The 9,982-nt window shown below is 38.5% G+C and carries 11 protein-coding genes; 10 read left to right on the top strand and 1 reads right to left on the bottom strand.

Translation table 11 applies throughout. The features are described 5' to 3' along the window. Positions 1–97: 97 nt before the first annotated feature. From J5J05_RS02430 to J5J05_RS02400, 7 genes are all read left to right on the top strand, one after another. On the top strand, positions 98–1,057 hold the full coding sequence (locus J5J05_RS02430; protein WP_208559100.1) for an IS30 family transposase: 960 nt from the start codon (positions 98–100) through the stop codon (positions 1,055–1,057). A gap of 258 nt (positions 1,058–1,315) precedes the next feature. Further along, positions 1,316–1,462, top strand: coding sequence for a hypothetical protein (locus J5J05_RS02425; RefSeq protein ID WP_208559099.1), 147 nt, complete (start codon positions 1,316–1,318; stop codon positions 1,460–1,462). Between the two features lie 280 nt (positions 1,463–1,742). Next, a complete protein-coding gene (locus J5J05_RS02420; RefSeq protein WP_208559098.1) occupies positions 1,743–3,425 on the top strand; it encodes a methyl-accepting chemotaxis protein in 1,683 nt (560 codons plus the stop codon). Positions 3,426–3,677: 252 nt separating this feature from the next. Then, on the top strand, positions 3,678–4,331 hold the full coding sequence (locus J5J05_RS02415; RefSeq protein ID WP_208559097.1) for a YoaK family protein: 654 nt from the start codon (positions 3,678–3,680) through the stop codon (positions 4,329–4,331). Between the two features lie 124 nt (positions 4,332–4,455). Beyond that, positions 4,456–4,662, top strand: coding sequence for a hypothetical protein (locus J5J05_RS02410; RefSeq protein WP_208559096.1), 207 nt, complete (start codon positions 4,456–4,458; stop codon positions 4,660–4,662). A gap of 61 nt (positions 4,663–4,723) precedes the next feature. Further along, positions 4,724–5,260 (top strand): GNAT family N-acetyltransferase, encoded by a 537-nt coding sequence (locus J5J05_RS02405; RefSeq protein WP_208559095.1) that lies wholly within the window; start codon positions 4,724–4,726, stop codon positions 5,258–5,260. A 29-nt stretch (positions 5,261–5,289) separates the two neighbouring features. Then, positions 5,290–5,769: a MepB family protein gene (locus J5J05_RS02400; RefSeq protein WP_208559101.1), complete on the top strand. Its 480-nt coding sequence runs from the start codon at positions 5,290–5,292 to the stop codon at positions 5,767–5,769. 54 nt (positions 5,770–5,823) lie between these two features. On the opposite strand, the gene J5J05_RS02395 is transcribed toward J5J05_RS02400, so the two are convergent. Continuing rightward, the gene (locus tag J5J05_RS02395) at positions 5,824–7,224 is read right to left on the bottom strand and encodes an aminotransferase-like domain-containing protein (RefSeq protein WP_208559094.1); all 1,401 of its coding nucleotides are present in this window, start codon (positions 7,222–7,224) and stop codon (positions 5,824–5,826) included. Positions 7,225–7,366: 142 nt separating this feature from the next. On the opposite strand from J5J05_RS02395, the gene pdxS reads away from it, so the two are divergent. The 3 genes from pdxS to J5J05_RS02380 all read left to right on the top strand — a co-directional run bounded on the left by pdxS (position 7,367) and on the right by J5J05_RS02380 (position 9,905). Continuing rightward, positions 7,367–8,257: a pyridoxal 5'-phosphate synthase lyase subunit PdxS gene (gene pdxS, locus J5J05_RS02390; protein ID WP_208559093.1), complete on the top strand. Its 891-nt coding sequence runs from the start codon at positions 7,367–7,369 to the stop codon at positions 8,255–8,257. Positions 8,258–8,259: 2 nt separating this feature from the next. Further along, complete coding sequence (pdxT, locus tag J5J05_RS02385; RefSeq protein WP_208559092.1) at positions 8,260–8,829, top strand: pyridoxal 5'-phosphate synthase glutaminase subunit PdxT; 570 nt, start codon at positions 8,260–8,262, stop codon at positions 8,827–8,829. Positions 8,830–8,945: 116 nt separating this feature from the next. Then, positions 8,946–9,905 carry a glutathione S-transferase family protein gene (locus tag J5J05_RS02380; RefSeq protein WP_208559091.1) on the top strand — a complete coding sequence of 320 codons (960 nt, stop codon included), beginning with the start codon at positions 8,946–8,948 and terminating at the stop codon, positions 9,903–9,905. Positions 9,906–9,982 lie beyond the last annotated feature (77 nt).

Raw genomic sequence — 9,982 nt, 5'->3', positions numbered from 1 at the left:
CGTGAATTGTAAAATTAAGCTAGACAAATAAAAAAGCCATTCGTGGTACACTCAAAATGTATTTTCCGACCAAAGAAAACATTAGGAGTGATCACGAATGACCTATTCCCATATTACCACGGACGAGCTTGTATTGATAGAATCGTATTACCATAATAATGTATCAACCGCTAGAATCGCTCAATTGATTAATCGTTCAAGGCAAACTATCCATAACGTCGTTACGGCTTTAAAGCAAGGTGTTACAATTCTTGACTATTATCGACAATACAAATTGAATAAAAAACGTTGCGGACGAAAGAAAATCATTCTTCCTATTAAACAACAGGACTATATCAAGGATCAAGTTGCTAAAGGCTGGACGCCCGATGTCATTATTGGTAGATCGGAACAGCCTATTGGATGCTCGGTCCGAACGCTTTATCGTCGATTCAATGAACACCTATTCGACGAAGCTTTACTTCCCATGAAGGGAAAAAGAAAGCCCAATGGTCATAAAGAACGTCGAGGAAAACAAGCATTTAAAAGAACGATTGAAGAAAGAACAACCGATTATCCTTTATTTAAGGAAGAGTTTGGACATTTGGAAGGAGACACCATTGTTGGTGTACACCACAAAAGCGCCATTATAACGTTAGTCGAAAGACTTTCGAAAGTCATCATCACGTTAAAACCAGAAGGACGTAAAGCAGTTGATATAGAAACCACCTTGAACCAATGGTTCAGTTCTATTCCCAAATGTCTATTTAAGTCCATTACTTTTGATTGTGGTAAAGAGTTCTCAAACTGGAAGTCAATCTGCAACCAACATGATGTGTCCATTTATTTTGCAGATCCAGGTACGCCTTCACAAAGGGCTTTGAACGAAAATTCAAATGGTTTACTGCGACGAAATGGCCTACCTAAAGAAATGGATTTTAATTTAGTAGATCAGAATTTTGTATCAGGCGTAGCCGATAGACGAAACCGAATCCCTAGAAAATCACTAAATTATCAAACACCCTTAGAAGTATTTTTGAGTTATATTGATGGGTCGTATTTGTCTAGCTTATATTGACAATTCAGAAAAAGAAAAAAATAAGTCATTTTATTAAAAAAAATGCCTAGAATTTAAAAAGTGTTTAAAGGGATGTTGATTTTTACTTTTGGATACTTTGGAATCAAGATTGCGCTTGATCTATATTATGGAACAACTGAAATAAATATAATGACAGTGACGATGCTTACTTCGTGTGCGTTAATATACGGCAGTCTGCATCATCAGGAGAAAAGGAACGTACATACAGAAAAAGACTAGCTAAAGGAGCAAATTTTTATGAAAAAAAATCAATCAGTAGAAGGTATGAAATGGCTCAAATGGTTATTATGGGGTATTTTTTTCGGCATAGCAATCATTCCAAACATCGATACCCTATTTGAAATGGGCAAAGAAGTGGGAAGAGCATTAGCGCAGTGGTTTTAGAATAAATCTTAATGGAAGAATGCCCATTTAAAAGGACTGTTATCTAATGATAATAGTCCTTTTTTCGTTAATTGCATAGTCTGTATCAAAGAAATGAAGCATTCAAAGTGAATGAATGAGCAAATTTGTTTTTAAATAATAAACAATAACCTGACAATTGTGGATAATCTGTCACAATATCGAAGCTTTTCTATATTAATTGTGAAATTAAGCCTCCGATAATAAGTGTGGATAAGCATTTATGATGTAACATCAGTTTTATTACAAGGAGGAAGAAACGTTGAAGATAACAGCAAAGTTAATGGTTTCCTATTTATTCATCGCTTTAATCGTTATTATAGTTGGTACACTTTCTTACTTAGGTATTAGAGAAATGAATGATGAGATGAGTCACATGTATGATAATCGCTTAGAACCAACCATTGTTTTAACAGATATGTCGAAGACAATGGAGAATACACGCGTGCAGATGCTTTCCGGGGTAGCTAATGAAGATCCTGAAAGAGGTCAAAAAGCGTTAGAGAATTTAGATGAAGTGTCTCTTATGATTGAGAAATATAGTGATCGTTCATTGGAACCTACAGAAAAAGAAAAATTCGATGAACTGACTAGTAATTGGGAAACGTTCTCAGGAATCGTAAGAGATAACGTGGCTTTGCTAACAGCTGAGCAGTATGAGGAAACGTTGATAGGATTAGGAAGAGGCGCAGAACCTTTTCAACTAGTCAGTGAAAATTTAACAGAATTAATCGATATTGTAGATCAAGAAGCTAGCGTATCATATGAGCGTAGCAAGGGAATATATAGTATTATGCGCACGATCATTATTATAGCGAATATTTTTGCTGTAATCTTTGCTATATGTGTTGGTGTTTTTATGGGTAAATTGATTGGTGCACCGATGAGAGAAACGGCTAAGAAATTAGATAGAATCGCAAATGGTGATTTAACAGAAGAACTAACAGCATCTAAGCGCAAAGATGAAATCGGTGTATTAGTTAACACGACAGTACAGATGCAAATCGCGTTGAAAGAATTGATTGGCGCTGTTTCTAACGCAACGACACGAGTGCTAAGTTCAAGTGAAGAATTGACAAAATCGACGAACGAAGTTGTTTTAGGTTCGGAACAAGTCGCGGTAACCATGCAAGAATTGGCAACAGGATCTGAGTCACAGGCAGGGTACACGAATGATCTAGCAGATACGATGAATCATTTTGCGCACACGATTGAGATGTCTTCGGCTAAAAGTGATCAAGTATTACAAACTTCTCACGATGTGCAAGATACCACAATTAAAGGTAAAGAGAATATGTCATCATCTGTTTCACAAATGCAAACGATTGACCGAATCGTTAAAGACTCCGTTTATGGCGTGAAAGCACTTGATGGCAAGGCAGGAAAAGTGACTGAATTAGTAAGAGTGATCGAGTCTATTGCTGAACAAACAAACTTATTAGCCCTTAATGCAGCTATTGAAGCAGCCAGAGTGGGCGAACAAGGTAAAGGTTTTGCCGTCGTCGCTGATGAAATTAGAAAATTGGCAGAACAAGTGTCGTCATCAGTTGTGGATATTACAGATATCGTTCAAGATATTCAATTGGAATCATCTAAAGTTGCCACCGAATTAGAATCGGGCTATCATGAAGTGGAAAAAGGGACGGCTCAAATTAAGCAAACCGGAGAAACATTTAATGAGATTTCTGTTTCAATTTCACGAATGGGAGAGGCTATCAAAGATATTACGGAAGTACTCTTGAATAATAAAGCGCAAACCAACGAGATGCATGGACGTATTGAAGATATCGCTAGCCTATCAGAGGAATCTGCTGCTGGTATTGAAGAGACAGCAGCCTCAGCAGAACAAACAACGAGTACCATGCAGGAAGTATCTACCAGTTCTGAAGAATTAGCTAAACTAGCAGAAGAATTGAATCATCTTGTTGAAAGATTTGAAGTTTAATCCTAATGATCTTTAAGTGATTAAACGTTCTATCGCGTCAGAATAATGTTTAAATAGCCTTTTCCATTATTGGATAAGGCTATTTATCTAAGGTAGAACAGCTAGAATAGATGTTTTATCTTGGGATTTGTTTTATAGTAAGTGTATAAAACAAAACACGTTGAAAGATCGATAGATTGAGGGAGTATTTTAAGATGAGGGTATTTGAACCAGAAGCAAAGGTCTTTTTGATACAGAAACAAGAGGTATGCCATGAATATACCTGCTAAGCAAACCTATCAATATGAACATTTTCTCCATTATTCCATGTGCATGATTGGTGGTTTCTGTGGAAGCTATGCCTTGTTGCTGAGAGGAAATTTTGGCTCAGCGCAAACGGCGAATTTGATTCAGCTATTTATCAGTATCAGTGAAGTAAGTCTCTTGGACGCATTTGTTAGAATATCAGCGTTGGGTATCTTTATTATCAGTTTATTTGTGTCGTCATTTTTGAGTGAAAAATATACAGAACAATCCGTTAGAATTTGCCTGCTGGTAGAAGTTATCGGGGTCTGTATGATCGGTCTGATCCCCAAAGGAGCAAATGACTTATTGGCGTTATTACCACTATTCGCCTTAACGGCTTTTCAATGGGGCGTATTCAACGGTACAAAAAATTACGTGAGTCCGACCTTATTCTCTACGGGAAATATTCGGCAGTGTATTCAAGCGTGGATGGATTACTATCTAACAGCTACAAAGTCCAGTAAAGACAAAGGGACCTTTTACGCGTATACATTACTTAACTATCATGTTGGCGTACTGGCGGGCATTGGTTTGATAGCGGTATTTGGCGCTAAAAGTATCCTGTTTTGTTTGGCACCCTTACTGATCAATTTGAAATTAGAATCGGCAGCGATGGATTAAGGCATCATGTTCACAGAATAGTTATAAAATCATATGAAATTCCTTATACATTTACCGCTAGAAAAAGGTATAATTTATTAGGAGTATCAAAAACGAATAAGCAAGTGAAAAGGAGAACAGATTTATGGAATTAGCACGAATCGTAAAAAACAGAAATCGTGTCATGATCATACTGTTTATTATCGGATTTTTACAAGGAGCATTTTCGACAGGTGGTACTTATTTAATGGTTGCGCTCATGGGACTTTATGCAGGTGGGATTTATGCAGCGATTACGTATATCGTATTTAGTATTTATATTTATTTTTACAGAGTACTTAAAAAACCATAGAGTAAAATGGGGCTGCGCAAGCAAGCCTCTTTTTTTCTATTCATTTGAAGGAGGTAAAAAAGTGAAGAATGTGATATCGGGAAAAAAGATTGCACTGACGCATTTTGAAGAGGAAGATTTTGGTATGCTGACGCAATATCAGTGGGACAATGAATTTTTACGCAATATCAGCTGGGATACCTTTCATCCATGGAATGAAGAAATGTGGAAAACGTTTCAAGGTGATAGTGACAGTAACGAACGATTTCTCTTTGCGATTCGCGATCGCTTTTCAAGTGAATTCGTAGGTTGGGTATCTCTCTCCGATGTGCAGTTCAAGAATAGAGGTGCAGAGCTTGGGCTTGCAATCGTTCCAGCGTCTAATAGAGGAAAAGGCTACGCAACGGATGCTGTACACACGATCAGCAAATTTGCTTTTTACGAACTTGGACTACATAAAATTCGGTTAAGCGTCCATAGCAACAATGAACCTGCTATTAAAGTATACGAAAATATCGGTTTCCAAAGAGAAGGCGTTGATCGAGAAGGTCTCTTTCAAGACGGGAAATGGTTGGATGTTTACAATTATGGTCTTTTGTTTAGCGACTGGAAAAAATAACATTGAGGAGTAATGCTGAGTTGAAATCTATGGCACTTATTAAACAACAATTATTGAAAATAGGTCATGGTGATCTGACAAATATAACATATGAGACTCAAAATGCTGAATACGAAGGTATCTGCTTCAATGTGGGTCAATATTTATATAGAAGTCGTTTGGCGAAACGGACGCCAAAAAAAGCTGGATACTTTGTAGCGTTCTGGGAAAAAGATAGCAACAGCAAAAATCAGCCGTATGTATTTCAGGATAGTCCAGATAAATTGATTGTATCGATAGTGGACAAAGAGAAAATAGGTCAATTTATTTTTCCTAAAGCTGTCTTACATGAGCAGGGCATACTTAAAAGCGAAACATCTAAAGGGAAAATGGCAATTAGAATTTATCCTACGTGGGAAAAAGACTTAAACCCCTCAGCAACAAAAACAAAAAAGTGGCAATCAGCTTATTTTATTGACTTGACCAAAGATACAGCTATCGATAAACGTTCAACGCTATACTATTCCTAAAAGAAATTAATCAAAATAAGCGCGTAACTTAGCTGTCTTAAGTTACGCGCTTATTTATATGTCGTTAAAATGGATAAAACTTAATCTAAATCCGTTCGTTTGATCGCCGAATTTCTCACCTTCTGCAACAATCATTTTTTGATCAAGTAGAGCAAGCAAGATTTCTTTTACTTCTGCTTCAGTTTTATCGGGGAAGCGACAATACAGATGGAATCCACCTTTAGCAGGTTCAAAGGTAATGGACTGACCGAATTGTCCACGTAACCAATTTTCTAGCGCACGTGCTCTCCTTGCCAGTTCAGTTCGAAGAAACAATAAATGATCTTCGAGTTCTCCACGTAAGAAAGCATCTGCCATAAATTGAGGAAGAAAGCTGACCTCAGAATCAATTTGTAGACGAATTTCTGCTAATTCCTCTAAGATGGCTTGTGGTCCCACCATCCATCCAACGCGTAAGTGTTGACCGGCCAATTTTGACATCGTTCCTAAATAAATCACTTGTTGCGCTGTGTCTAACTGCTTCAACGGACGATGATCTACAGTTTCATCAAATACCAGACCACCATAGGCATCATCTTCTACGATTGGAATACGCTTCAGTAAACAGTAATCTAATATTTCAGTCTTTCTCTTGGCACTCATGACGAGACCAGTAGGATTTTGAAAAACAGGATTCAAAAAAACCATTTTCAACGGATAGTTTAAAGAAGCTTCCTGTAGTCCCTTTATCGTCATACCTTCACTGTCCATTGCGATGGGCACGATCCGAAGACCAGCAGCTTGAAACAAACGTAGAGAGTAGAAATAAGAGGGTGCTTCTATTCCGATGGTATCTCCGGGCTTCAATAAACCTTGCGTAATCAGAAACAAAGCATTTTGTGTGCCGGAAGTAATGAGAATTTCTTCAATCGGTACAGTGATTTGATACGTACGTTTGAGATGTCGTTGGACACTTTCCCTTAAGGTTTGAATTCCATGGGTAACGGTCACTTGAGCCTTTTCCTGTTGAACGAGTTCTTTCCAAGAAAGGTCCGGCGCGCGAAGTTCAGGTAATAAATCAGCGGGTAAAGTCCCATTTGAGAGATCTAGGGCGCTGTCAGTAAATTGTGATTTCATGCGTTCGGCAGCTAATTGATAAGGTGTTTTTCGTTTGAGATGATTTGTTGTGAGTGCAGTGCCCCAATTGATCATCGGTCGCATCTGTAACCCCCATTTATCTGAGTTTACAAAGGTGCCGCTTCCTTTTTTTCTGGTCAACACACCTTGAGCAGTCAGTTCTTCCATTGCACGAATCACGGTTGAGCGGTTTACCTTTAGTGTTTCGGCTAATTTTCGCTCAGCCGGAAGCCGTTCTCCAGGGATTAGTCTACCGGTTCGAATATGTTCTTCTATCATTAACATAATCTCTTGATAAAGTGGCTTGTTTTTTTGTTTGGGAAGCGACCAATTTTTCATTGGAGAAACTCCTTTCTAATTTTTATTATTTTACCATAAAATTGGATGGTGTATTTATCGTCCAATTGGATGTAGGGAGATTTTTTTTCTTTTTGTATACTAACAGACATGAGAACGATAAAAAATTGGGGGATAATGAATAATGACTAAAAAAGTAATCGGTAGCGAAAGAGTCAAACGAGGAATGGCACAGATGCAAAAGGGTGGCGTTATTATGGATGTCATCAATGCAGAGCAAGCACGCATTGCAGAAGCAGCGGGCGCAGTAGCGGTCATGGCGCTGGAACGTGTACCATCAGATATTCGTAAAGCGGGTGGTGTTGCGCGCATGGCGGATCCAACGATTATTGAAGAAGTGATGAATGCAGTCAGTATTCCTGTCATGGCTAAAGCAAGAATTGGACATATCTCAGAAGCACGAATTTTAGAGTCAATGGGTGTTGACTATATCGATGAAAGTGAAGTACTCACACCAGCGGATGAAGAATTCCACTTGCTGAAGTCAGAATACGTTGTCCCATTTGTTTGTGGATGTCGTGATCTTGGAGAAGCATTGAGAAGAATTGGTGAAGGGGCGTCTATGCTGAGAACAAAAGGGGAGCCAGGTACAGGAAATATCGTGGAAGCTGTTCGCCATATGAGAAAAGTGAATAGCCAAATTCGTTTGTTATCAACAAAATCCGATGATGAGCTGATGACCTTTGCAAGAGACTTAGGCGCACCTTATCAATTAGTAAAAGAAATAAAAGAACTAGGAAAGTTACCAGTGGTCAACTTTGCCGCTGGCGGTGTAGCGACACCAGCAGATGCAGCCTTGATGATGAGTTTAGGCGCAGACGGTGTTTTTGTAGGATCAGGCATTTTCAAATCCGAATCACCAGAAAAATTTGCACGTGCCATTGTTCAAGCGACAACAAATTATGAAGACTATGAATTACTTGCAGCCTTGTCTAAAGATTTAGGCGAACCGATGAAAGGGATTGAAATCAGTCAACTTCAAGAAAGTGAACGGATGCAAGAAAGAGGATGGTAAGCATGACGAAAAGAATTGGCGTCTTGAATCTTCAAGGGGCTGTCGAAGAACACCTACAAGCATTGAGAAGGGCAAGGGTTCAACCTGTTTCAGTCAAATCGGTATCAGATTTCGACCAATTAGATGGATTGATCATTCCAGGTGGTGAATCAACGGCGATTGGACGTTTGATTCGAGAACAAGGACTGGAAAATCAGCTAAGACAATTTCATCAAGAAGGCAAAGCGATATTCGGAACCTGTGCTGGACTGATTTTATGTAGTACAGATAAGACCCATGAAACAACAGATCTTCGCTTAGGATTTATTGAAATGGAAGTCGAACGCAATGGTTTCGGTAGACAAGTAGCCAGTTTTGAAACATCACTCGATTTTCAAGGGATTGAACGACCGGTAGAGGCTATTTTTATTCGCGCACCTTATATTCAATCAGTAGGACCAAAAGCGACTATTCTAGCAAGAGTAGACGATAAAATCGTTGCGGCCGAACAAGCAAATGTACTTGTAACAGCCCATCATCCAGAATTGACAGAGGATGATTCGGTACTTACTTATTTTTTGAGTAAATGTTAACCGTTGTTTAATCTTCTAGCAAATAATGATTAAAGTTATTTGTTTATTTCGATTTCGAGATTTATACTGGTAGTAGGTAACAATTGAAACGGTATCTATCTTGAAAGGGGTCGCTTATGGGACTATTAGTTAAAGGAAAATGGTACGACAAATGGGATTACAATAACGACGAAGGCGAATTTATTCGTGAGGAGTCACAATTTAGAAACTGGATCACGAAAGACGGTAGTGCTGGTCCAACTGGAGAAGCTGGATTTAAAGCAGAGCCGAATCGCTATCATTTATATGTTTCACTCGCTTGTCCATGGGCAAGTCGTGCACTCATCATGCGTAGTCTTAAAGGGTTGGAAGAGATGATTTCGATTTCTGTGGTCAACACATTAATGGGAGAAAACGGTTGGACTTTCGAGGACGAAGAAGGTGTCATCCAAGACCCTGTTATCCATGCGGATTATCTTTATCAGATTTATACGCATGTTGAACCGAAATATAGCGGACGGGTTACCGTGCCTGTCTTATATGATTTAAAAGAAAATAAAATCGTCAACAATGAATCTGCAAATATTATGCGTATGCTGAACTCAGCTTTTGACGAAGTGGGTGCAAATGATAAAGATTATCTTCCAGAAGATAAAATGACAAAGATCGATGAGATCAATGACAAGGTTTATGGCACAATCAATAACGGTGTGTATAAAGCCGGTTTTGCTACGACACAAGAGGTTTATGAAAAAGAAGTGACGAAGCTTTTTGATGCATTGGATGACATCGAAGAACGACTTGAAAATAGTCGATTCTTAGTCGGAGACGAGATTACAGAAGCAGATTGGCGCTTATTTACAACGTTGATCCGATTCGATAGTGCCTATCATGGTCATTTTAAATGTAACATCAGAAGAATCGTAGACTATAAAAATCTGTGGCGTTATACAAGAGAATTGTATAATGAGCCGGGGGTTAAAAAAACAGTCGACTTTGATCATATTAAAAAACATTACTACCGTAGTCACAAGCAAATCAATCCAAATGGTATCGTACCAAAAGGACCAGAATTGGATTTTAGCCTAGACAAATAAATCATTATGAAGCTTTCTTTCTTCTGGAAGGGAGCTTTTTGCTTTATACTGCTGACAAGATAAAAACCGAGAAAGAG

Source organism: Marinilactibacillus kalidii (assembly GCF_017599325.1).
GTDB classification, from domain to species: domain Bacteria; phylum Bacillota; class Bacilli; order Lactobacillales; family Carnobacteriaceae_A; genus Marinilactibacillus; species Marinilactibacillus kalidii.
This window is presented reverse-complemented; position numbering and strand designations above follow the sequence as displayed.